Source organism: Archangium violaceum, from assembly GCF_016859125.1.
Lineage (GTDB): Bacteria > Myxococcota > Myxococcia > Myxococcales > Myxococcaceae > Archangium > Archangium violaceum_A.
In genome coordinates, this window is the sequence record NZ_CP069338.1 from 7,985,440 (window position 1) to 8,009,400 (window position 23,961).

The 23,961-nt window shown below is 67.1% G+C and carries 12 protein-coding genes; all 12 read left to right on the plus strand.

Translation table 11 applies throughout. The features are described 5' to 3' along the window. The first annotated feature begins 104 nt into the window (after positions 1-104). The 12 genes from JQX13_RS34220 (at position 105) to brxD (ending at position 23,960) form a co-directional block, all read left to right on the plus strand. Positions 105-1,019: an RNA polymerase sigma factor gene (locus JQX13_RS34220; RefSeq protein WP_203403664.1), complete on the plus strand. Its 915-nt coding sequence runs from the start codon at positions 105-107 to the stop codon at positions 1,017-1,019. A gap of 14 nt (positions 1,020-1,033) precedes the next feature. After that, a complete protein-coding gene (locus tag JQX13_RS34225) occupies positions 1,034-1,888 on the plus strand; it encodes a serine/threonine-protein kinase (RefSeq protein ID WP_203403665.1) in 855 nt (284 codons plus the stop codon). Positions 1,889-1,945: 57 nt separating this feature from the next. After that, positions 1,946-3,655: an SAVED domain-containing protein gene (locus JQX13_RS34230; RefSeq protein ID WP_203403666.1), complete on the plus strand. Its 1,710-nt coding sequence runs from the start codon at positions 1,946-1,948 to the stop codon at positions 3,653-3,655. Between the two features lie 37 nt (positions 3,656-3,692). Next, entirely contained in the window at positions 3,693-4,634 is a 942-nt protein-coding gene (locus JQX13_RS34235; protein ID WP_203403667.1) for an SMODS domain-containing nucleotidyltransferase, read from the plus strand. Next, a complete protein-coding gene (locus JQX13_RS34240; protein ID WP_239015411.1) occupies positions 4,631-5,659 on the plus strand; it encodes a nucleotidyltransferase domain-containing protein in 1,029 nt (342 codons plus the stop codon). Before JQX13_RS34235 ends, JQX13_RS34240 begins: the two co-directional genes overlap by 4 nt. Positions 5,660-5,761: 102 nt before the next feature. Then, positions 5,762-7,435 (plus strand): ThiF family adenylyltransferase, encoded by a 1,674-nt coding sequence (locus JQX13_RS34245; protein WP_203403669.1) that lies wholly within the window; start codon positions 5,762-5,764, stop codon positions 7,433-7,435. 517 nt (positions 7,436-7,952) lie between these two features. Then, positions 7,953-8,675, plus strand: a complete 723-nt coding sequence (locus tag JQX13_RS34250) for a hypothetical protein (RefSeq protein WP_203403670.1) — start codon at positions 7,953-7,955, stop codon at positions 8,673-8,675. Between the two features lie 9 nt (positions 8,676-8,684). Beyond that, complete coding sequence (locus tag JQX13_RS34255; protein WP_203403671.1) at positions 8,685-12,815, plus strand: protein kinase domain-containing protein; 4,131 nt, start codon at positions 8,685-8,687, stop codon at positions 12,813-12,815. Next, the gene (pglX, locus tag JQX13_RS34260) at positions 12,815-16,402 is read left to right on the plus strand and encodes a BREX-2 system adenine-specific DNA-methyltransferase PglX (protein ID WP_203403672.1); all 3,588 of its coding nucleotides are present in this window, start codon (positions 12,815-12,817) and stop codon (positions 16,400-16,402) included. Before JQX13_RS34255 ends, pglX begins: the two co-directional genes overlap by 1 nt. After that, positions 16,399-20,025: a hypothetical protein gene (locus tag JQX13_RS34265; protein WP_203403673.1), complete on the plus strand. Its 3,627-nt coding sequence runs from the start codon at positions 16,399-16,401 to the stop codon at positions 20,023-20,025. Before pglX ends, JQX13_RS34265 begins: the two co-directional genes overlap by 4 nt. Before the next feature lie 3 nt (positions 20,026-20,028). Beyond that, the gene (pglZ, locus tag JQX13_RS34270; RefSeq protein WP_203403674.1) at positions 20,029-22,617 is read left to right on the plus strand and encodes a BREX-2 system phosphatase PglZ; all 2,589 of its coding nucleotides are present in this window, start codon (positions 20,029-20,031) and stop codon (positions 22,615-22,617) included. Next, the gene (brxD, locus tag JQX13_RS34275) at positions 22,614-23,960 is read left to right on the plus strand and encodes a BREX system ATP-binding protein BrxD (protein ID WP_203403675.1); all 1,347 of its coding nucleotides are present in this window, start codon (positions 22,614-22,616) and stop codon (positions 23,958-23,960) included. The genes pglZ and brxD overlap by 4 nt, the downstream gene beginning before the upstream one ends. Position 23,961 lies beyond the last annotated feature (1 nt).

A 23,961-nucleotide genomic window follows, 5' to 3' on the forward strand; every position in this document is an offset into this window, starting at 1 on the left:
CCCCTGGCGTGTCGTTGAGCTGGCGCTCGCGAAAAAAAAGTCCGACCCCGCGCGCGATCCGTCCGCGAATGGCGTCCTAGGGAATGGAGCCGGAATCCCAACGGATGAACACGGACATGATCGACGCCCACCTGATTGCTCGCGAGGAAACATCGCGTGCACCGCGGTTGCCCGCGCGAAGGGCGCTGTGGAAGGGTCGCCTGGGGATGAGCCGCAATGCGTTGTCGAAGGTGGCTGTAGAGGAGTTGATCCGCCGAGCCCGCGGGGGGGACAAGGCCGCGCTGGAGGAGCTCTTCCGGCGCTACCAACGCAAGTTGGTGAACTGGGCCGCGCGGAGCGCTCCTCAGCCGCCACCGGGTGGAGCGCGTGCCTCGGACATCGCGCAGGACACGGCGCTGCGCGCGTTCGACAAGTTCTCCTCGTTCAGTGGAACGACGGAGGCCGAGCTGCTGGCGTGGCTCAAGCGCATCCTCGCCAACCAGGCCGTGCAGTTGGTCCGGGGAGCGCGGCGGAAGAAGCGCTCCGCAGGCAGCACCGTGCCGCTGGACAGCGTTGAGGCCGAGGCAACCCCTTCCCACGGGAAGAGTCCGAACCAGGTCATTTTCGAGCGGGAAGCATGGCGCCAGCTCCTCATCTACCTCTATGAGCTCCCCGAGGCGCAGCAGGAGGCCATCAAGCTCTGTCACCTGGACGAGCTCCCGGTCGCGGATGTGGCGCGCCGGATGGGGAAGACGCAAGCGTCGGTGGCGGGGTTGCTCCTGCGGGGCCTGCGGACCTTGAGGGCTCGAATGCAGGAGGGCGCTGCCGGCGCCACCTCGGACGCGACGTGGGCAGCGCTGCTGACGTACCTGCAGAAGCGCGATGCCGGGGAGAAGGTGGACCCGGATGCTTTCATCGCGGCCTACCCGGACTGCGCCGACGAGTTGCGGGCGAAGCTGGAGTTGCTGGGTCGCATCCGCGATCTGCGTCCGAAGCCCCCCCCGGCGGCGCGGGCGGGTCAACGGACGAAGAAGACATGACGAGGAGCGTGGCGATGCGTGTTGGAGAATACGTCCTTGCCCACCGGGTGGCGTCCGGAGCCACGTGCGATGTGTATCAGGGGTACCACGCGGTCACCGGGCAAGCCGTGGCGGTGAAGATACTCTCCCCCAGCCTCTGCTCGGACGAGGAGGTGGGAGGGCGCTTCCTCAATGAAGCGCAGGCGCTCCAGCAGCTGCGTCACGAGCACCTGGTCCAGGCCGTCACTTCGGGAGTTCTACCTACAGGACAGCCCTTCCTCGTCTTGGAGTGGCTTCCCGGAGATCTGCATCGACTACTCAAGCGCGCCGGAGGCCAGCTCCCGGTCCAGGCCGCCACCCGTGTCGCCGCGCAGCTCGGCGCCGCGCTTACGTTCCTGCATGACTCCCGGATCTTCCACCGCGACCTGAAGCCGGCCAACATCCTGGTGGCCACCGATAACCTCGCGATCATCGAGGTCAAGCTCGCGGATCTCGGACTGGCCAAGATCCCGCGCGAGGAGGGCCATGAAGGGGAAAAGGGGCTCGCGGCCTCTGCCATTTCGACGGCCAAGCGTGCCCTCCTCGGAACGTGGGACTACATGGCCCCGGAGCAGTGGGTGCAATCCAAGACCGTGGGTGGCCCCGCGGATGTGTACGCGCTTGGCATTCTCCTGTTCCAGATGTTGGCGGGCAGGCTGCCATTCGTCGCCGAGCAGCAGAAAGATCTGATGTACCTGCACCTCTTGGAGAAGCCCCCACTCGAGCTGCTGGAGGGCCTGGCTCCCCAGGCTACTCGCGACCTGATTGCGGGAATGCTGCGCAAGAAACCGCTGGAGCGACCGGCAATGCGCGAGGTCGCTCGGCGGCTGGCGGACACACCTCTCATGTAGCCCGGACTCCTCGGGTCTCCACACTTCAGCCTGGATGACATGAACACGATACATGCCGTGCTTTGCCTCGATGTGGATGCTCCCGTCGCGGACGACGACATCCTGCCCCTTCTTCCTCCGGCACGGAGGGAGCTGAAATTCCTGCGCCTGAGCACCTTCGCTACCCAGGGGCCGAAAGGAAAGCGACCAACGTCCAGCCCTGTGGACTGGATCGCGCTCGCGAACGCCGTATCCCGGCTGGCGGGCGAGGCGCTCGCGCTCCGGGACTCATCCTCCACGCCCGTGGAGTTCTTCGTTGTGGGCCTGGCGCCGTTGCCGCTCTTCGTTCTCCTGGGGGCTGAGCTTTCTGCGTGGGCGAAACCCCAGACGTTCCTCAACGTTCGAAAGGACACCACGTGGGATGTCCTGAGGCTGGATGACAAGCGCCCGAGTGGGGTTCGCTACTTCGACACGGTGGTCGGGCTGAGTGATGTGCCTTCGGAGGCAAACGGCCTAGTGGGGGTCTTCATCTCAACCCAAGCCATGCTGCCGCGCGACGCCGTACGTGACTTCTTGAGGGCGCAGGGGAATGGGATCGCCGGCGTGGTCGAATGCCGGAACAGCACCAGCACGCCAGTGGATGCCGCCCATGCACCCGTGATCGCGGAGGAGCTGGCGCAGGTGCTGGCCGCCACCCGGCGCACGTATCCCAATCACTCGGGCCTGGCGCTCTTCGTCTCGGGACCGGCGTCGCTCGCGTTCATGGCGGGTCGGGCCTTCAACCCGAGGGCGATGGGGAGGGCGTGGGTGGCCAGCTATGCACCGCCCGGATACGAGCTGGCGTTCACCTTGCCATGGAAGCCCGTATCGCGGGTGGAGTTGCGCCGTGGACCGAAGCAGGAGCAGGCGCGTCAGAAGGTCCTGCTGGCGGTGTTGGCGGGCGTCCGGACATTGAAGAACACCCTCAAGCGTGAGGATCTCCCGCCGTTCCTTGCTCCGTCCGAGGGAGAGAAACTCCTGGCGCGTCTCCACCAACTGGAGATCGCCGATGAACCAGAGGGGGATGAGACGCGCTTGAGCGTCGGACAGCGGCGGCTGACTTTCGGGCGCGGGCTGCTCGAAGGCATGCGCCAGCTGGACGAGCACCACCGGGAGCTCCTGGCCTTGCAGTATCTGCTGCATGAGCTCTTCCACTTCGACCAGGATCTGACCTCCCAGAACTACCGTGGCGTCGGACGCGGGGGCTTCGCCTTGGAGGAGGTGGATTATTGGGCGGACACCCTGGCGATCGGCACGCTGGCGCGCTGGCGGATGCGAGAGGGGGGCCCACAACTCCAGCGCGAGCCTGGAAGGGTTCTCGCCGAAGAGATCGACGTGAGCCTGCGGGGCATCGAGACCTTCGATCGTATGGAGAGCGGCGATCGCATGGGAGAATTGCTGGAGCGGCGTTTGCGGCGCTACCTCATCTGGGCGCTCCAGCTCGCACGCGCCAGGACGCTTCGCCCCGATACGGACATCTGGAAGGTGCTTGGAGAGCGTCTGATTGTCGAGTTGGCCCCTCTCCGAGGAAGCTTTGACAACGTGCACGACAAGGTCGTCGTCGAGGCGCTTCCCGATACCGAAATGTTCGTGGTCTGGGGAAAACGTCTGATGCGATTGCAGCGACGACCCGCGTTCGATCCCGCGGCCCTCGTGGACGTCGTGCGGACGTTCGATCAGCGCTTGCTTCGCACGAGGATGGAATACGTGGCGGAGGAGGAGCGCGCGGTGCTGACCCCGTGGGTTTGACCGGGATGCGAGGACCTTGCGTAACGGTGATACTCACATGCGGGATCTGACCGATTTACTGCGCAGGATACTTAGCAGCGTCGAGCCTTCGCAGGAGGAGACGGAGGGCGCGCAGCGCAGCCACCGCTACCTCCGGGACATCCTGGTGACCGGAAACATGGAGTCGATCATCCGGGATCATTTCCTGAGCGGTAGCTACCCACGGGCAACCGCCATTCGTCCGCTCGATGACGTGGACATCATCTTCGTCGTGGATCCTGGCCATTGGAAGACGCCGAGTGTCGGCGCTTTCCCTGACCCTGGCGCGGTGCTTCAGACCTTCAAACGGGCATTGCAGTGGCGGTATCCGGAGACGGAGCTCCGGGTTCAACGTCGATCCATTCGGCTCCAGATGTGGCATCTGAATGTGGACGTGGTCCCCGCGCTCAGCGCGGACGGAAGAGGCAGCGAGCGGCTCCTCATCCCGGACGCCGAAAATGATGGGTGGATCCGCTCCGCGCCCAAAATACACGGTGCGCTGGCGACGGAGATCAACCAGAGGCAGGGAGAATTATTCAAGCCGTTGGTGAAGCTGCTCAAGACCTGGAATCGGGGCGCGCCCGAGGAGCTGCGTTTCAAGTCGTTCTGTGTCGAGACGATTGCTGCGAGGCTGTTCGCTTCAGCCAGGCTACGCTCTCTTCAGACCGGCCTCGTTCAGTTCTTCGATTTCGTTTGCTACATCGGCGGTGGCCCGTGTGAATACTCCTGGGGAGGTGATCGTGGCATGTCACTCCGCTTCGGGAATTGTGTGGTGCCGGATACGGCCGAGGGCATGAACGTGGCGGCCAGCGTCACGAGGCAAGGTCGCGAGTGTTTCCTCCGCCGGGCCGCGGCCAGCCGGAAACGGATCCTCCAAGCGGAGCAAGCCAGGACATGGAATGAAGCAGAGCGCAAGATCGAGCAGGCGTTTGGAAGCCACCTGCGAGAGCTGGGTTGGTGACCCTCGGGGCGCTCCCGTGCGCGCGATCTTCGCGCCAACGGCATCTACTCTCTCAGGAGGACACCATGCAGGTTCGACAAGCAGTTCATGACTTCATTTCCGCACTCGAGCTCACCACCGCCGAGAGGACGGCAGCCAGCGACCAGCACAAGTTCCTGCGCGATGGACTCGCCAGCCGGCTGGAGATCGAGCCCGACCATTACCCATTCCTCACCGGTTCCTACGCGCGGAGCACGGCCATCCGTCCGCTCAAGGACATCGACCTGTTCTGCGTGTTGAAGCGCACGCCCGTGCTCGACCCGGCCATCAGCAGCCCGATGGATGCACTCAAAACGGTGCGAGAAGCGCTCGAGGATCAGTACTCGGGCAAGACCGCCGATCCCCAGAACCGCTCGGTGAACATTTCCTTCTCCATCACGGGAATCGCCTACGATGTCGTCCCTGCGTTCCTCGACAAGGGCAACAGCGAGATCTTCTGGATCCCGGACCTTCAGGCGAAGACCTGGATCCGTTCCAACCCACGTATCCACGAACGCTTGTCGGTGGAGGCCAACGAGGCCGCGGGCAATGAGCTAAAGCCCCTCACCAAGGCGGTGAAGCACTGGAACCGGCGACAGCCGGACGGGGCGCGACTGCGGTCGTTCCACATCGAGGTGATGATCTGGGATGTGCTCGTGGCGAAGCCCGATAACCGGCTCGATGGCCTCATCCAGACTTTCGAGGGCCTGGCTTCTCGCGTGCTCCTCGACACGCCGGATCCGGCGGCGCTGGGGCCACACATCAACCAGGGCATGACCGACGCGGAGAAGACCGCCGCGAAGACACGGTTGAGCCAGGCGGCCGCGACGCTGAAGGAGGCGCGGGATCTCGCGCAGGCTGGCCACACGGAGCGGGCCCATTACCTCCTGTATGGGATTTTTGGGGATCCCTACCCGGAGAAGGGAAAGGAGGGGCGCTCAATCGTCACCGGCGTTTCAGCATCCTTGCCGTCCGCGCCGGATGGTCACGGCTCCAGGTTCGGGTAGACGACAGTGCCATTCCCCGACAGTGACCGGCGGCGGTGGTTGGAGGAACTGCGTGTTCTCCACCAACGGCACCCCAACATCCTACGGATTGAGGATCGTCCGGTGACCTTCGCCGAAGGCACGGTCGATACCGCAGTCGGATCTCGGCGATACCGGCTCGTATGGCCGCCGGAGTTTCCCTTGCGCCCGCCTGTTACCTGGGAGTTGTCGGCCGATGGCGCAGAAGTGATCGACCATCGCGCCCATGGGTACACGTTCCAGGATCTGAGTCTGTGTTTGTTCGCGCATGACCCTCGACGGGGATGGCGACCAGAGTACACAGCGGCAGAGGCACTCGATCGGCTCGTGACGTACCTGGAGCAGGAGGCTCGCGGCGAGTTCCCTCGAATCGAGGACATTCCCCTGACGATGCACTCCATCCGGGTCTCCGTGCCGCTGAGCATCGCGGCGGCGCTGCGTCAGGGGGGCGGATGGGGAATGTTGATGGCACTTGGTAGGGAGGACGGGCGACTCCTGCGCGTGATGAGCGTGGATGGAACCTCGCCCTCGCCGCTCATCACCAGACCTCTTGAGGCCGACCTGGAGGCGCCGTGGGTCGCCGCGCTGGGGTTGAACCATCCGCTGCAGGGCTTGTGGTGCAGGATCAACAAGACCGTGGATCAGCTCCCTTCGTCGCGGCACAGGCTCGAAGGGTGGATTCGGCAGCAGCTCCCGAACGAACTAGCACGACAGTTGTTCATGGAGCAGGCATTGATCCTGCTGGTGTTGAACGATGGGTTGAGATTCGTCGTCATGAGGACCGGAACCTCTCCGGACACGAACCCTGAAGAGAGGTTGATCTATGTAAAACCCTTCGAAGAGAACCTCGAGGAGCGCATATTCCGGCGCGTTGACGATCGCCTGGGGGGCAGCAGGGGGCTCCAGAGCGCGCAGGTCGCGATCGTTGGGGTAGGCAGCCTTGGCAGCAGTGTAGCGGTCGCGCTTGCGAAGGCCGGCGTGGGGAGGTTCGTGCTCCTCGACCCGGAGTTCCTCGACCCAGAGAACGTGGCGCGGCATGTGGGCGGCGTGGACGAGATCTGTTTGCCCAAGGTGGAGGTCGTGAGCAGAGCGATCCGTCGGATCAACCCCGCCGCGGAAGTGGTCCAGGTGCAAGCAGCGCTCTCGTTGGATCCTGTCGGCTGGGGCAAGGACCCGACGCAGCACCTCATCGAGGTGACACATAACCCGCTGGGCATCGTCGTCTGCGCCACCGCCACGACCGAGGCGGAGAGCGTGGTCAACCATCTGTGTGTGACCCGCGCATGCCCCGGGATCTTCGCCGCCGTATTGGGACGCGCGGAGCACGGGCGGGTATTCAGGGTCCTGCCGGGGGTAACGCCCTGCTATCAGTGTGTGCTGAACGCTCAACACGCGGAGCCCGGCCGATTTCCTCGCTTCGACCGCGTTGACATGGGCGTCCCCGCCTATCAGCAACCAGGACTCCCCGGGCTCGGAATGGACGTTGAGCAAGTCGCGCTGCTCACCGCGCGGATGACGTTGCAGTCTCTCGGAGAGCGGATCGATGGTGGGCTCGATTATCCGAAGGCTCACGGGGACCACCTGATCTGGTCCAATCACGGAGGATGGGCAGTCGATGGTCCGCTTCAGGCGAGGGTGGAGCGCATCCCACGAGATCGCGCATGCCCCGTATGTGGGGTTGGGGATGAACTTCCCCTGGCCTCGGAGGAGGAGAAAGAATTGGCTGCTCTGCAAGTGAACCGTTTGAAGAGGTCTTGACCGAGCTGCGGTGGCTCCTGCGCTGGAGCCACCTTCACAGGCCGCATGGTCAGTCCCAGGTGCTCCAGGATGGAGCGGGCTCCACCGGGTGCCATGATGGTGGTTCGCACGGTGCGTAGCGGGAGTCCTCCTGGCGGAGCTCAATGGGTCCACTCTCTCCCTCTTATAGCTGGAGGATCTCGGCACACCGCCAGGCCGCGACATGGCGTCCATACTGCTCGGGCGTGAGGAACCTTGCTTTCTTGCGGCTCATCCTTCCTCCACGGGTATGCCAGGAAGTGGCGGCGAGACACCTTACCGCCAGTCGCGAGGACGCTGATTCAGAGGGAGCCGCTGAGGCTCGCTTGCTGGGCTCCACTCCCAGAGGGGGTTCTTCACGGCATGTCCTACCCAGCGGGTGGTGTATAGCGCCACACGAAATCCTTTGAAGAACGTCCCCTGGAGCGGTCAGACTCCGCATGCGGCGCCGGAGTGGGACCGTCTCTCCCTTGCTGTCCCATCTCGAGCCCGGGGGAACATGACTGAGCGTTCACAGATGGCCCAGCTCTTCACGGAGGCGACCCTCCACGCCCTCGCCCGTGAGGAGGTGGTCGGGCGGAGGAACAAGCGGCTGCTCGAGCCGCAGCGCATCTCCTGGGAGCGCTTTCGCGGCCGCCTGGGGAGTGCGGCGCTCGCCTCCCTGCTGCTCGAGGACGGGGCTGTGACGCACCCCGCGGCCTTCGATGCGGCGGGCCTCCTCGGCGATTCGGAGCCCCTGGCGGCCCTGTCGGATTCCCAGGTGGAGGCGCTCCTCGCGGGGCTGACCGAGGCGTCTGTGGCCGGCGCCGGGGCCGACTACCTCCAGGCCCAGGCTCAGCGGCTTGGCATCACCTACCGCTTCGCCCGTTCGAAACTGCCGAGCGGCATCCGGGCCCACCACAAGGTGCTGGAGCTGCCGGGTAGCGGCGGACTCATCGCCCACCACGTCTGTAGCACCCTGGAGGGCGTCTACTTCCAGGACGTCTTCACCGTGGCCTGTGCGAGCTGGCAGGAGCGGCTCCTGGCCGGCCTGGTGGCGCTGGAGCTGGGGGTGGGTGGGGTGCTCCCCATCCTGGAGGACCCCACGCTCGAGCAGGTTCGCCAGCGTCTGCCCACGCCGGACTTCGTCCTCGGGCTGTCGCCGGACAAGGGCGGCCGCTTCAGCAAGGAGGAACTCCGGCCCTGGTTCTCCTCCACCACGACGGAAATCGTCCTCGTTTGAGCCGCCCCCATGCCCGCTCAACACCATTCGCTGGGCGAACCCGCCCATGAGGCCGAACGTCAGGCCATCCGGCTCATCGTCGAGGGTCTGCCGGAGGACTACACCGTCTATTCCAACGCCTGGCTCGTGGAGCGCACCGGCGTGGTGCACGAGCTGGACGTGGTGGTGGTGGCCCCTCATGGCCTCTATGTCGTGGAGCTCAAGGCGTACCGCGGCGTGGTGCGCGGCACGGACCACGACTGGGACGTCCCCCAGGGCCCCATCCGTAGCCCGCTGAAGAAGAACCGGCACACCACCCAGGTGCTCGCCAACGAGCTCAAGCGCCTCTCCGCCGAGGCCGCGCGCCGTTGGGTGGAGCACTTCGTCTTCCTCTCTCACGCCTCGGCCGTCCAGGTGGAGGGCCCCGCCAGCCGCGGTCGCATCCACACGCGCCACACCCTCCTCGAGGCGCTTCAGGACGAGCGCGGCTTCCACGACCGCTGCCCTCGCGGCGTCTCCCCCGAGGTGGATGAGCATACCCGGCGCACCGTCCACACGCTCCTCTCCCAACAGGATCCGGCCCAGCGCCCCACGACGCGCATCCGCGGCTGGCGGATTGAATCCACGCTCGAAGCCACCGAGCGCTGGGTGGACCACATGGCGCTCAACGAGCTGGCCCAGACCCGGGCCGTTCTGCGCGTCTATGCCCTCTCGCCCCTGGCCACCGACGCCGAGCGCAACCACCTGGTGGAGCGGATGCGCTGGGAGGCCCAGGTCCTCCACCGGGTAGGACAGCACCGCGCCATCCTCCGCGCCGAGCCCTTCTTCGAGGATGACGCGGGCAGGCTCTGCCTGCCGCTCGAAGATTTCCAGGGCGTGACGCTGCCCACCTGGCTCGCCCACCACCGCAAGCAACTCTCCGGGCGCGAGGGGCTCAAGGCGCTGGCGCACCTGTGGGACGAGGTGGCCGACGCCGTGGCTCATGCCCATGGCCAGGGCGTGGTGCACCGGCTGCTGCGGCCCGAGGTGGTGCTGTTGGAGGACAAGGCCCCCGACGCCCAGGTGCGCCTGACGGGATTCGATCTCGCCAAGCAGCTCCAGAGCGGTCGCACCGTGCACATCACCTCTCTGCAGGACGAGCGCATGCGCTTTGCCGCACCCGAGGTGACGCAGAGCTTCACCAACGCCACGGTGCACTCGGACCAGTGGGGGCTGGGCTTCCTGCTGGGCTGGTTTCTCACCGGCCGTGCCCTCTTCGAGTCCACCGCGGAGCGCATCCGCCGGGGCGGACCGGTGCTCAGCGTGGCCATGCACAACGCCCTGGTGCCGCGCTCGCTCGACGAGGCGGTGGGGCGCATGCTCTCACTGCGCCCGGCGGACCGCTTCTCCTCGCTGAAGGAGGCTCGCGAGGCCGTGGCCGCCGCCGTGGACCCCTCGCGCCGCGCGGGTCGTCGGCCCGAGAGCCCTCAGGTGGACCCGGACGACCTGCCCGAGGACTATCGTCTTGGCGCGGACTACGAAATCAAGAATAAGCTCGGAGAGGGGGGGCTGGCCACCGTCTACGCCGCCCTGCACCTGGTGAGCGGGCAGATGCGGGCCCTCAAGGTGGCGCGCAACACCGCCGAGGCCGAGGAGGCGCTCATGGCCGAGTGGCGCGTCCTGGAGCAGCTCGACCACAAGAACATCGTCCGGGTGAAGGACCCGAGCAACGCGCTGGTGCCGGGGCGCCGCACCCTGGTGATGGACCGAGTCAAGGGTGCGTCCCTCTCGAAGTGGCTTGCCGCGCACCCCAGCCCGGACCGCGACTCGCAGCGACGCTTCGCCGAGGACCTCTTCGCCGCCCTCGAGTACCTGGAATCCCGCGGCATCACCCACAAGGACCTCAAGCCGGACAACCTCGTGGTGGGTGAAGCGGGGCTCACCGTCATCGACTTCTCGCTCGCCGGCCACCAGCCGGACGACATCCTCGTGGGCTCCGTCCTCTGGAGGGATCCCACCCTCAAGGCGTGGGATGCCGCGGCCGACCGCTACGCCGCCGCGCTCGTCCTCCACCAGCTCTTCACGGGCCGCCACCCCTTCGACGGGCGCGTGCCCTCGCCGGACGAGCTGCCCCACATCGAACCGGACGACTTCGATTCGCCCGGCCTCGCCCGCTTCTTCCAGAAGGCGCTGAGCCCGGAGCGCCGGCAGCGCTTCGCCTCGGCGCGCGAGATGCGCGAGTTCTTCCGCGAGGCACTGGGCGAACGTGAGCGCTCCCCCCGCTCGGGTCTGCCCTTGCTGTCAGTGGATGCCTCCAACGAGCCGGAGGCCCCGCTGGGGGCGAGCCGGCTGTCCGGCACCGCAGTGGCCGTGCTTGCCCGGGCGGGAGTTCGGACCAAGGGCGAGCTGGTGGCGTTGCAACCCCAGCAGCTTTCGACCATCAGCGGGCTCGGCAAGAAGCGGCGCGAGGAGGTGCTCGCCTTCCGCGAGGAGCTGCTGAGCCGCGGCATCCAGCCCTCCGCACAGCAGAGCGTGCGCCGCGTCCTGCTTCCCGAGGCGGAAGGAGACGAGGCCGAGCTGTCCGTCCTCCAGCTCCCCTCGCCTTTGGAGGGCGCGCTGGTGTCCGCTGGCTTCCGCTCCGTGGGCCGACTGGCTGGGGCCACTCGCGAGGACCTCACCGCCGTGTCCGGCGTGGGTTCCGGGAAGCTGGCGCAGGTGGTGGAGGCGCTGGAGCTGTATGTGAACCGGCGCGTGGGGCCGGGGAGCGAGGGCCCGCGCCGCCCCTCCGTGGAAAAGGTGTGGGCAGAGGCCCGCCGGCGTCTGGAGGGGCGCGAGGAGGCTGTGCTGGCCGCCACCTTCGGGTTCCACGGACCGCCCGCGCAGCGCCAACAGGACGTCGCCGAGCAGCTCGAGCTGTCTCAGCCCGAGGTGAGCCGCACCCTCAACAACGCTCTCGTCAAGGTGGACCGCGAGGCGCTGGAGGAACTGCGCGAGAGCCTCCATGCGGAGTTGGACGCGGCCGCGGGCGTGATGAAGCTGGACGAGTTGGTGGAGCGGCTGCACGAGGCATGGGTGCCCTCGCCTCGGCTGGAGACTGCGGGGCTGGTGCGGCTCATCCAGCGGATGCACGAGACGCGGCTGCACCGCATGCCGTTGCCCGAGGAGCCCGAGCAAGAGGTCCTCTTCCTTGCACCGCTGGAGGAGAAGACGCTCCGTTCCTTCGTCGAGACGGCGCTGCGGCTGGCCGGGTGGGACGATGGCGAGCCCACCGAGCCGGGCGCGGCCCGTCGCACCTTGCGCGGGGTGCTGCCCGAGTACCTGGGTGACTTCCTGCGGCTGGCCGTGTACCTGGTGCCCTCACTGCGGCTGACCGCGGACGGGGAGCTGTTCCAGTCTCCCCTGGAGGGCTCGCAGGTGCTGCGCCACGTGCTGCGCCGCGCCCGGCTGCCGCTGAAGGTGGACGAGCTGTACCGGCAGATGGAGGTCACCTTCGGCGAGCACGGCTGGAACCCCCCAACGCGCGAGGCTCTGCCCGAAGTGCTGGCGCAGGTGCTGCCTGACTACCGGGTGGTAGGTGACGAGGTGGTGCCCGCCAGCGTTCGCGTGGAGCCGGAGAAGTCCCCCACGAAGGACCCGCTGCCCTCGGACTTCCTCGTCTCGCAGCGCACCTACAGTGAGGTGGTAGCGGAGCGGCTGCGCGAGGCGGCGAAGGGGCGCGGTTACCGGCTCGTCGTCGCGCCGCCAGCGTGCCACGTCGAGGTGGCCGACAGCCTCAAGCGCACCCTCGGCGAGAATGCCGTCCTCGTCAGCTTCGAGAAGGAGTTGCTCCAGCGGATGGAGCCCGACTTCGGCGCCTTCGAGCGGGCCGAGCGCTTCCTTGCGCAGCGGCCGAAGCTGAAGAAGGAGGCGGAGGCGCTGCTGGACGCGCTGCTTGCCGAGCACGGCCGCCCGGGGAAGGTGGTGGTGCTCGGGGACACCGGCATCCTCGGCGTGTGCGGCGTGGAGAAGGACGTGCCGCGGCGGCTGTACGACCGCGTGACGGAGCGCGATCTGGGCTTCTGGGTGTTGGTCATTCCCGGCGTGGTGAGCGAGCGGCAGCCGCTCTTCAACGAGAAGACGCCCGTTCTCAATCTGCAGGTACTTCCCGTGGATGCACCGCTGGACGCGGAGGCGAGGGACTGATGGAGTTGGAGAAGCGGAAAGAGCTCACGGAGGCACTGGCGAAGCTGACCGGGCGCATCGCCGAGGACATCAAAGCGCAGGTACGCAGCCCCGGACCCGCGCAGGATCGTGCTCGGGCCCTTCATCGGGACGAGAAGGTGGGGGAGGACTTCATCGTCTGGACCGACGTGCTGTCTCGGCGCGCCGCGGTGCTGTGGGTGCTCAAGACGGTGTACGTCCGCGTGCTGGAGGATCGGGGACTGCTGAGCTTGCGGCGTCTGGTGGACCCGGATCCCAAGGTGCAGGAATTGGAGTCGGAGAAGCTCTTCCACTATCTCGCGCCCAAGTTGGGGCCCACGGCGTATCTCACGTGGGTGTTCCGGGACCTAGCCAGCCCGCGCAGTGGCTTGCCCGAACTGTTCTCGCCCCAGCCAGCGGAAGTGGCCCGTCCCTCGGATGCAAACTCTCAGGAGTTGCTGAACTTCTGGAGGCGACGCAACACGGACACCAGCGAACTCATCTTTCGCTTCGATGGCGAGCACTTCGACGGGCGGCTGATGGGGGACCTGTACCAAGACCTCGATCCGGTGGTGAAGGAGCGGTACGCGCTGCTGCAGACGCCGGACTTCGTGCTCGACTTCATCTTGGACGAGACGCTCACCCCGGCCATCGCCGAGTGGGGAGTAGAGAAGGTGAGGGTGTTGGATCCGGCGTGCGGCTCGGGGCATTTCCTGCTCGCGGCCTTCAAGCGCTTGGTGACGGGGATGCACGAGAAGCACCCCAAGCGCCCTATGCCCGAAGTCGTGGCGGACTGCCTGGGGCGGGTAGTGGGCATTGACCTCAACGACTATGCGTGCGGTCTTGCTCGTGCGCGGCTCGTCATGACTGCCCTTGAACTCTCGGGAGAGAAGGATCTCAAAGCCGCGAGCGACTACCACCCGCAGGTGTACTGGGCAGATGCCCTGGAACAGGTGGAATGCGAACCAGAGCCTGAGCAGATCGATCTTTTTACTGGAGAGACGGAGAAGAAGCCGTACGCCATGCTCACCCGGCCCGAGGTAAAGGCCCGCCTGCGGCCCCATCTCAAGGCTGGCTTTGAGGTGGTGGTGGGCAATCCGCCCTACATCACGGAGAAAGACGCAGGAAAGCGCGAGTACCACCGGGAGAAGAAGGGAAAGGAGCGCCGTTACGTTTCTGCGGCAGGTAAGTACTCGCTGGGAGCGCCCTTTACCGAGCGGATGTTTCAGCTCTCCTTGCCAGGTGGCTGGGTGGGAATGATTACAGCTAACTCCTTCATGAAAAGGGAGTTTGGCAAGGCGCTCATTGAAAAGGTTCTACCGCGTGAAGATCTCTTCAAAGTGGTGGACACATCGGGAGCATACATTCCAGGGCATGGTACACCTACCGTGCTAATCTTTGGCCGACACCGGAGGCCACATCGCGATTTTGTGCGTGTGGTTATGGGCAAGCGCGGTGAGCCAGGTACCCCCTCTGATCCAACGCGGGGCAAGGTGTGGACGAGCATCGTAGATGAGCATCAAACCCCTGGTGACAGATCTGAGTTTGTGTCGGTAGCAGATGTGCCTCGTGCCACGCTTAACGAACACCCGTGGAGCATAGGTGGTGGTGGGGCAGCGGAGTTGAAGGAGTCGCTTGAGATTGTTTCAACTGCGCGTTTGGGGAAGATTGCTGACAGTATCGGCATTACTTCCTTTACGTTGGAAGATGAAGTCTACATTCGTACGGCGCGAGCGTGGGCCCGCACTGGTGTTTCGGCGGCGGGGCTGCGTGCGATGGTGACGGGGGATGTCATTCGGGACTGGGGTGTTGGAACAACAGAGATTGCTCTGTTCCCGTATGATGAGGATTTTCGTCCTTGGAGTGATGCAGCTAGAGACCTCGTTGCTCTTTGGAATTATCGAACCAATCTGAGCAATAATATTTTGTTTGGCGGTAAGACGAAGGTGGAGGGTGGTCTTAAGTGGTTCGAGTACGGACGACTGACCGCAGATAAACTACGGACGCCGTTGTCTATCGCGTTCGCGGAAGTGGCTGCTCACAACCACTTCGTCCTCGACCGTGGGGGGAAGGTCTTCAAACAGACGGCGCCCATCATCAAGCTGCCCGCGCATGCCTCGGAGGCCGAGCACCTAGCGCTGCTCGCCCAACTCAATTCGTCCAGTGCCGAGTTCTGGATGAAGCAGGTGTACCAACCCAAGGGCGGGGACAAGATGGGGGATGGCGGGCGGGTCACGGGTGAGCGCTGGGAGGAGCGTTACCAGCGCGATGGGACCAAGTTGAAGTCCTTTCCGGTCGCGTCGCCACGGCACCCGCAACTTGAGGCATTCGCCGCCGCTTTGGATTCCCTGGCGCGTGAGCGGGTCGAGGATGGTGCGGAGGTTTGCGTTGAGCGCCATGCGGGTGAGGGGGTCGAGAAACTGCGCGCTGCACTCCAGTCGCGCCGGGATCGGGATCTGCCCCGCCTGTTTCGGATGGTGGGTCTCCAGGAGGAACTCGATTGGCTCTGCTATCGCCTCTACGGCCTTGAGCCAGACATTGAAGTGCGCGGCCCCGAGGAGGTGCCGGCGCTCGTTCCCGGTCAGCGCCCGTTCGAACTTGTGCTTGCACGGCAAGATGCCGAGCGCCGGGCTGTCCTCGCCTCGGGGGGTGAGCCGGATGAGACGCCCACCTCCTGGTTCGAGCGCCATGGCTGGGAGCCGGTGTCTTCTGTGAACGCCATCGGGGATGAGCTCGAGCGGCGTGTCATCGAGGAGCGCTTGGCGCGTACCGCGGCCAACCGCAAGCTCGCCCTGATCGAGCAGCCGGTCTTCAAGCGACGCTGGTATCGCCCGGACCATGTCGACGAGGAGCGGCAGGCGCTCGAAATCTATCTCTCGGATCGGATGGAGGCATGGGTCCGGGAGCGCATGGCTCCATTCACCCTGAGGCAACTCGTTGCGGCCCTGCAAGCGGACGCGGGGGTGCTCTCCGCCGCTGAGTGTCTCGCCGACAGCGCCCAGTTCGACTTGGAGGCTCTGCTCGCCGAGCGCCTGCGCGCAGACAGCGTTCCCAATAATAAGCAACACATTTTCAAGCCCTCGGGTCTCGACAAACGCTCCGCTTGGGAAACGACTTGGGAGATGCAGCGTCGCGAGGACGCTGGGGAGAGGGTGACGCCTCCAGTGCCTCCCAAGTACGTCTCCGCCGACTATCTCCGTCCCGAATACTGGTCCCTGCGCGGAGCGCTTGACGTTCCCCAGGAACGCTTCATCGTGTTCACCGAGGTGCCCGGTCGTGACGGTGCCGAGTTGCTGTACGGCTGGGCCGGCTGGACGCCGCGGCAGCGGGCCAAAGTGCTCATTGAGTTGGATGAGGAGTCAGAGGGCAGTGGCATTCCGGTGGCCGATCGGTACGGCCTGCTGTACGGCGCGCAGTTCCTCGTGCCGTACGTGGCCTGGGAATCCAAAGATGCGGCCGCCGAGTTCGACGCCGTGGTGAAGAGCCTCGTCGGCAAGGACGGCGTCACCGAGAAGATGCTGGCGGAGTGGGCCGAGCGCTTCCCTGCCTCCCGCCCACGTAACCCGAGAACTCGCAGGAGGACTGCGTGAACATCTCCGAAGCCTACAACCTGCCCAGCCGCGAGGACCTCACGGCGCTTGGATTCGTGGTCCGGCTCGACGTGCCAGGCCAGGAGGAGAAGCGTCGGCTGGTGGACGAGTACGTCTTCACCCCCGCGGTGCGTCAGTCGCTCCCCGTCATCTTCGAGGGCATGCGCCATGCGCTCGCGCGGGGCGAGCCGCTCGGCCGCTTCATCCACGGCTCGTTCGGCTCCGGCAAGAGCCACTTCCTCTCCATGCTGGGCATGCTGCTGGAGGACGAGCCGCTCGCCTGGGGCAAGCAGGACGCGCTGGTTCGCGAGTTGGAGGGGCAGCACCGCGCGTGGGTGCGCGACGCGAAGCTGCTCACGGTGCGGTTGCACATGCTGTCGGAGGCGGGCGGCAGCACCTTCGACCGGGCCATCTACGAGGCGTTCAACCGGGCCCTAGCGCGGCACGGCAAGCCCGCCTTCGAGTTCCTCCACGTGCAGGGCGTGCTCGATGAGGCCCGCCTGGAGGCCGAGCGCTACGGGGCTGCCTTCTGGCGCCACCTGGAGGACGCGGGGGTGGTGGGCTCGCAGGAGGACTTCGAGGCGCTGGCCACCGGCACGCCCGAGGAGCGCGAGTCCCTGGCTCGTGCTCTGCTCCAGTTCAAGGGCCGGGACGCGGCGAGCGCCGGGGTGGACTCCAACTGGGGCGAGGGGCTGCGCCGGCTGACGGCCCACGCGAAGCAGCACGGGTTCGGCGGCGTCGTCTTCCTGGTGGACGAGTTCCTCCTGTGGCTGAGCGACAAGGCGGTCACCGAGTTCAAGGCCGCCATCAACCAGCTCACGGTCATGGTGGACCACTCCGGGGGGAAGCGGGCGGTGCCGGTGTTTGCCTTCATCGCCCGGCAGCGCAACATCCAGGAGTTCTTCCCGGACCTGACGTACGACCACGAGCTGCACGAGCACCTGCGCCACCACACCAAGCGCTTCGAGGAGACGATGCTCCAGGACGTGGAGCTGCGGCACATTTGCCGCGAGCGCATCCTCAAGCCGCGCAAGCCGGAGGCGGTACGGGCCGCGGTGCAGCAGCTCTCCGAGACGCAGAAGAAGGTGCTCCCCGTGGTGCTCCAGGGTGCAGACGTCGACTACCTCAAGGACGTCTACCCATTCCATCCCGCGCTCATCGAGATGCTCATCGACGTGTCGAGCCTCCTGCAGCGAGAGCGCACCGCGCTGCGGCTGCTCTATGAGCTGCTGGTGCTACACAACCCCACGCTGGAGCTGGGCAAGCTGCTGCCGGTGGGGCGGGCCTTCGATGCGCTCTTCCCGCCCAGCGGGGTGGAGGCGGGCAAGGGCGCGGACGACCTGAAGGCCATCCACCGTCTCTTCTACGAGAGCTTCCGCCCGGCCATGGACGCGCTGCTGCGCGACGCCCAGGAGTCGGGCGGCACCTTCGACGAGCGACGCCGCCGGGTGCTGGAGGAGATCGTCAAGACGGTGCTTCTGGCCGAGGCGTCTCCGCGCCTGAAGGGCCCGGGTCTCACGGTGCGCAAGCTCGTGCTGCTCAACGATTCGGAGGTAACGGGGGAGACGGATCGCAGCCGCATGGCGATGGTGGCGGAGGATCTGCTCCAGCTCAGCCGGCGCGTGGGGGCGTTGCAGCTGTCGGGTTCAGGGGTGGAGGCGGTGGTATCGGTGGTGCTGCGGGGCGCCAACTTCGGCGAGCTGCTGGAGCGGGCGCGGGGTCGCACCGGCGGCGAGCACACGCGCTATGCCACCTTCTTCTCCGTCTTCACCGAGGTGCTCGGCCTGTCGAAGACGTCCGGCTTCCGGGAGCTGTCCGAAGGCCAGGAGGGTGACTTCAAAGTGAAGTGGCGGGGCACGCAGCGGCGCGGCTCGCTGAAGCTGTGCAACGTTCGTCTGCAGCCGCACGCCGCCTTCCAGCCGGGCCCGGGGGACGAGTTCCGTATCCTCGTGGACCATCCCTGGGACGAGGCCGGTCATACGGTAGAGGAGGACCGGCAGCGCGCCCGGGACGTCACCCGGCGCAGCGGGACGGCCTGGACGGTGTGCTGGCTGCCGCGTCACCTCACGCCTCTGGAAATGGGGGTACTCAAGGACCTGGCTGCAGTGCGCTTCCTGCTCACCTCCGAGGGGCAGGAGGATCTGCTCGCCAATCTCTCGCTCACGGACCGTCAGAGCGTGTTGGATCGCGCGCGCACGCACGAGTCCAACCTGCTGCGCTCTTTCCAGGAGACGCTGAAGATTGCCTACAAGGACCACGGTCAGGTCGAGGCCCTCGCGGCGGACGTGTCCACGGAGCTGACGAGGCCAGAGCTAGCGGAGAATCTCGAGCAGCTCGGCGCTGCCCTCCTGGCCCGGCGCTACCCGCAGCACCCCACCTTCCTTTCCGAGCCGCGGGTGGATGACTTGCAGGTACTCTGCGACTGGATGGTGCAGGCGCACGAGTCGGGTGCTCCCCTGCCGTTCAACGAGCAACAGGGCAAGGTGCTCAAGAACCTGGGCGGGCCGCTGGAACTGGTGGAGCTGGGGCAGACGCGGGGCACCCTGCGGCGCGACACGCGCTACATCAAGGGAGTGCTGGAGGCGGCCACCTCGGAGACGCTCATGTGGGGCGCGGTGGACCAGCGGCTGGAGGAGAACTTCGGTCTGCCTCCGTCGGTGCGGTGTTTCTTCCTGGCCTTCTTCGCGCGGGCGTATGGCTATCGCGTGCTGGAGGGAGCGCAGGGGAGCCCCTGGGAGCCGCGGGTGGAGTCGTCGGTGCGCGCCAACCTGAAGCTGGTGCGCGCGCCGCTGCTGTCCGTGGCCGTCTGGGGCCAGACGCTGGATCTCGCGAAGTCCCTGTTCGAACTGCAGCGCCCTGGTCAGCGGACGCTGGGAGAGCAGGACAAGCTGGTCAACACACTACGCCAGGAGGGAGAGCGGCGCCGCGGGGCCCTCTTGGGCGTGCGCGAGCGGCTGGTTCATCTCGGGGTGGGGGGCAGCCCGCGCGTGGTGGAGGTGGACGAGGCCATTCTCCGCCTCAAGCCGCTGGTGACGCCCGGCATGGAGCCGCATGCCCAGCTCGAGGCGCTGCTCCAGGCGTGGGCCAGGGAGAAAGGGGATGCTGCACGTGTGGTGGTGCAGCGTGCGGAGGAGATGCAGCGGGCGCTCGAGAGCCTGAGCGACAGCCTTCGCTCCAAGCTGGAGACGGTGGCGGGCAAGGTGCCGCAACACGAGGTGTCGGCGCGCGCCTGCCTGCGGAGCCTGGGCGAGCTCCTTGGTGCGAGCGAGCTGGCGAAACCCTTGCGCAAAGAGGCCGTGGAGGCGTGGAACCGGGAGGCGGATGCGCATCTCTCGCGCATCCTGGATGCACTGGCCTCGGCTCAGACTCGCGAGGTGGTGACGCCTTCTGGCGGTGCTTCGGGGAGCGCTACGCCCATCCAGAGCGTCTCGAGTTCGCAGCAGCAGGTGTCGTCGGACTTCGGATCGGCTCCGGGCCCCATGCGGGAGGTGGTGCTGGAGGGCGTACGGGTGCGGCTCGGGGAGCGGGCCGAGCTCGATTCTCTCTGGGCCTCGTTGCAGACGCGGCTGGCGAAGCTGGAGCCGGGCGTGGTGGAGATCGACGTCGTGGTACGGAGGAAATAGCCGGTGCACGAGGCCCTGCTGCGCAAGATCATCGAACTGGCCGGTGGCCCGGCCGAGCGGGGCTATGTCCTGGCGCTCGATGGTGAGTTCCTGAGTGGCGTCCCGGAGCGGCTGGACTTCCCGCGTTACAGCTACACGGTCTGCCGGCCCGGCTCAGAGCTGGGGCTGCGCCGCCTCATCCTCCGCGCCGGGGGGGAGCCCTTCATCGCGTTGCTGGGGGAGAAGCTGGCGCGGAATCTTCCGGCGGACCTCTTGCGCCGTTCCCGGGGGAAGCGCGTCCACTCGGTGGACGTGAACGATGTCCTGACGTTGGCACTCCGCACGCCGGTGGTAGGGGCGGACGCGGAGACCAAGGAGCTGGCCCTTCGGTATGTGAACGAGCTGCGCGACGCCATGCGCGGGCGCACGCTGCCGACGGTCATCGACCGGCGGATGCTGGACGAGTTGCTGCTGGATGCGTGCGTGGACGCGCGCATCCGGAGTGTGAAGGCGGGGCGGTTGCTCGCCAACTGGCTGCGCGAACTTCCCCGTGGGGAGCCTGCGGTGATGAGCCTGCTGCGGCGCACCCTTCCCACGCTTCATGGGGGCGAGGGGCGCGTGCTGGCCTGGGCCCTGGAGGAGCCGCGGAACCGGTTGAGCGCGCTGGTGGTGCATGGGGCGTTGCTGGAGATTCCGGAGGAGATGCCCCCCAGCGTCTGGGGGTTGCTCCAGGGCGTGGATTCGCACTCCACGGTGCAGCTCACCCCCGAGTCCTTCCGGGCGACGGTGAAGGGCCTGGCCCAGGATGCCCTGGAGGAATTGGGTGACCAGGCGGGCGCGTTCCTCAGCAAGGCGGAGAGCCTTGGCCGGAGCCACCTCACGCCGAAGGTGCTGGAAAAGAGCCGGTTGCTCCCCCTGGGACTGGAGGTGCGGTTGCGCAGGTTGGCGGAGCAGGCCGCCCGCGGCGAGCCCATTCCTGGTGCGGAGGTGGACGAGCTGCGGACGCACCGGGCCACCCGGCACAAAGAGGGCGAGCTGCGGGTGTTGGAGGAGATGGCGCGCCTGAGCCGCTACCTCGAGGAGCCTCCTTCCGTGGAGGAGGATGTGGCTACGCGCGTCCGGCGCTACCAGGAGAGCGGAGCCTTCGCGGACTGGGCCGCCCTACGCCTGCGCCGTGCTCTCGCCAATACGGCCGAGCTCCAGAAGGAGGCCCAGGCTGTGCTGTCGCAGTACCGCGCGAGGCGGGATGAGGAGAACCTGGCCTTCGCGCGTCTGCTGGCGGGTGGTTACGTGCGCGCCCTGCATGCACCGGGTGTGGTGCCTCTGCACCGCATGTGGGGCGAGGTGGCGGCCCGGGCTCAGCAGACGCCGCTGTACGTGGTGGTGCTGGACGGCTGCAGCTACCCCGTCTTCCTCGAGCTGCTGGACGAGCTGGCCCAGGAGCCGCTGGAGCCCATCGGACTCGTCGAGTTGGAGTCGGCGCGCCTCGAACGAGCGCACGGCATGCCCGCGCTCGCCCCGCTGCCTACGGTGACGAGCCACGCCCGGGGAGCGCTTTTCCTTGGGGAGATTCCGAGAGACCCCTTCCGTGCCGAGCTGCTGTGGCGCGAGCAGGAGGAGCGTGTCACGGACCCGGCCCGCTTCCGTCAGAACGAGGCACTGGGGGCCCGCTCCCGGCGCCTGTTCCTCAAGGGAGACCTGGCGGATGGGGCCCAGGCGCTCCGGGCTGCTCTGGGAGACGCCTCGCTGGAAGTGGTAGCCGCCGTCTTCAACGCGGTGGACGACCAGATCGGCTCGGCCAACACGGGGGCGGCCTTCCGGGTGCGCGCGGCGGACATCGCCGGCTTCATCCCCAGCCTCAAGGCGGCCCTCTCCGCCGGGCGTCGTATCCTGCTGACCGCGGACCACGGGCATACGCCCTTTTGGACGCGCGAGCTGCACGCGGGCGCTGGCGCCTCGGCCCGGTGGAGTGAGCTTCCGGATGGGGCCACGCCCCCGGAGGGTTTCATCGCACTGGAGCTCGAGGGGCTGGGCGGCACGCCCGGGCGGAAGGCATTCGCGTGGAAGATGGGAGTGCACCTGGGCTCGCCGCAGGTGGGTTTCCATGGAGGGTGCAGCCTGGAGGAGATGGTGGTGCCGCTGGCGTGGCTCGGCCGGCAGGGCGTGGCAGCGGACGAGCCGGCCTGGTGGCTCGGGCGGACGCGGCCTCAGGTGGCGGAGGTGGTGGCTCGTCCGGAGCCCCGCCCGGCGCCGCAGCCGAAGCCGGCCGTGGCCACCGCGACCTCTCGGCTGCAGGGGGACCTGTTCGACGCGCGCGCCACCGTGGCGGCCGTGGCGGCCGGGGCCTCGACATTGGGATTGGCCGGGAACGTGCTCGAGCTGCTCGATGCGGCTGAGCGCGCGGCCCTCGTGGTGCTCGCCCAGAACGGGAGCGCCCGGAGCACGGACCTGGCGCCGCGCATTGGCAAGCAGCCCGGGCGCGTGGCCGGCTTCATGACCCAGCTCAACCGCAAGCTGCACCGGGTGGGCGTGACGTTCTTCAAGACGGAGACGCTTCCCACCGGTGACGTGCAGTACCATCACATTCCCCAGCCGGGAGCGGAGCGTCCATGACGGTGACGGAGGTCGAAGCTCGCGACATCGTGGCGGCCCTGCGCACAGGGGCCGTGCCCAACCGCGGCCTGCACCACTTCGCCACGGGGGTGGATGCCCTCATGCGTGTGGTGGACGAGGAACTGGAGGATGTGGCGCGTGGGGCGGGCAGCGGCCGCGCCAAGTGGGTGCGCGGCGAGTACGGCAGCGGCAAGACGTTCGTCACGCGCCTGCTGTGCGCGAAGGCTCGGGAGAAGGGGTTCGCCACCGCGGAGGTGCAGATCTCCATCAACGACACGCCGCTGCATCACCTGGAGACAGTGTACCGCCGGCTGGTGGAGCGGCTGTACACGCCGGCCGAGGGGGTGGGGGCCTTCCGCGCGGTGGTGGACGGGTGGCTCTTCGAGGTGGGCGAGGAGGTGACGCGCCTCAAGGGGCTGTCCGAGGACGACCCGGCCTTCGCGGCGGCGGTGGAGGAGCGGCTGGAGGACAAGTTGGCCGAGCTGAGTGCGCGCAACCCGGCTTTCGCACAGGTGCTGAGGGCTTATGCCCGAGCGCAGGCGGAGGGGGAGATGGGCGTGGCGCAGCAGCTGCTCGGGTGGCTGGGAGGCCAGCCCCATGTGGACCGCAGTGTCACCTCTCGGGCCGGGGTGAAGGGGGCCGTGGACGGGCAGGCAGCCCTGGCCTTCCTGAGGGGGCTGTTGCTCCTGTTGCGCCAGTCGCGCCACGCGGGGCTGGTGGTGGTGCTGGACGAGGTGGAGACGTTGCAGCGCATGCCTGGACCCACCCGGGAGAAGGCGCTCAACGCCCTCCGGCAGCTCGTGGACATGCTGATGAATGGCGAGCTGCCGGGCCTGTACCTGGTGGTGACGGGCACGCCCGAGCTCTTCGAGGGACCCAAGGGGCTCAAGGCCCTCGCGCCCCTCTACCAGCGCGTCTTCACCCGCTTCGACGCGGAGCCACGCTTCGACAACCTACGGGCCCCCCAGGTGCGCCTGCCGCCCTTTGACGCGGGGCGCTTGCTGGAGGTGGGCCGGAAGGTGCGAGCCCTCTTCCCCTCGCGCGAGCCCGGGCGCGTGCAGGCAACGGTGGACGAGCGCTTCCTGTCCGCGCTGGTGGAGCGCGTCACCGAGGGCTTCGGAGGCAAGGTGACCGTGGCCCCGCGGCTCTTCCTGCGCGAGCTGGTGGACGTGCTCGACCGGGTGGATCAGTTTCCCGACTACTCGCCCCACCAGCACTACCGGCTGGAGATGGACGAGGCCAGCCTACGCCCCGAGGAGCTTTCGGCGCGGCGGGGCACGCCTGCGGTGGAGGAGACTGAAGAGACGCCCGCGCCACGCCCGGCGCGCCGGCTGGAAGGGTAGG

Coding starts and splice junctions, on each gene's coding strand:
- JQX13_RS34220 (WP_203403664.1), top strand. CDS start 105: ATGAACACGGACATGATCGACGCCCACCTGATTGCTCGCGAGGAAACA.
- JQX13_RS34225 (WP_203403665.1), top strand. CDS start 1,034: ATGCGTGTTGGAGAATACGTCCTTGCCCACCGGGTGGCGTCCGGAGCC.
- JQX13_RS34235 (WP_203403667.1), top strand. CDS start 3,693: ATGCGGGATCTGACCGATTTACTGCGCAGGATACTTAGCAGCGTCGAG.
- JQX13_RS34250 (WP_203403670.1), top strand. CDS start 7,953: ATGACTGAGCGTTCACAGATGGCCCAGCTCTTCACGGAGGCGACCCTC.
- JQX13_RS34255 (WP_203403671.1), top strand. CDS start 8,685: ATGCCCGCTCAACACCATTCGCTGGGCGAACCCGCCCATGAGGCCGAA.
- pglX (WP_203403672.1), top strand. CDS start 12,815: ATGGAGTTGGAGAAGCGGAAAGAGCTCACGGAGGCACTGGCGAAGCTG.
- brxD (WP_203403675.1), top strand. CDS start 22,614: ATGACGGTGACGGAGGTCGAAGCTCGCGACATCGTGGCGGCCCTGCGC.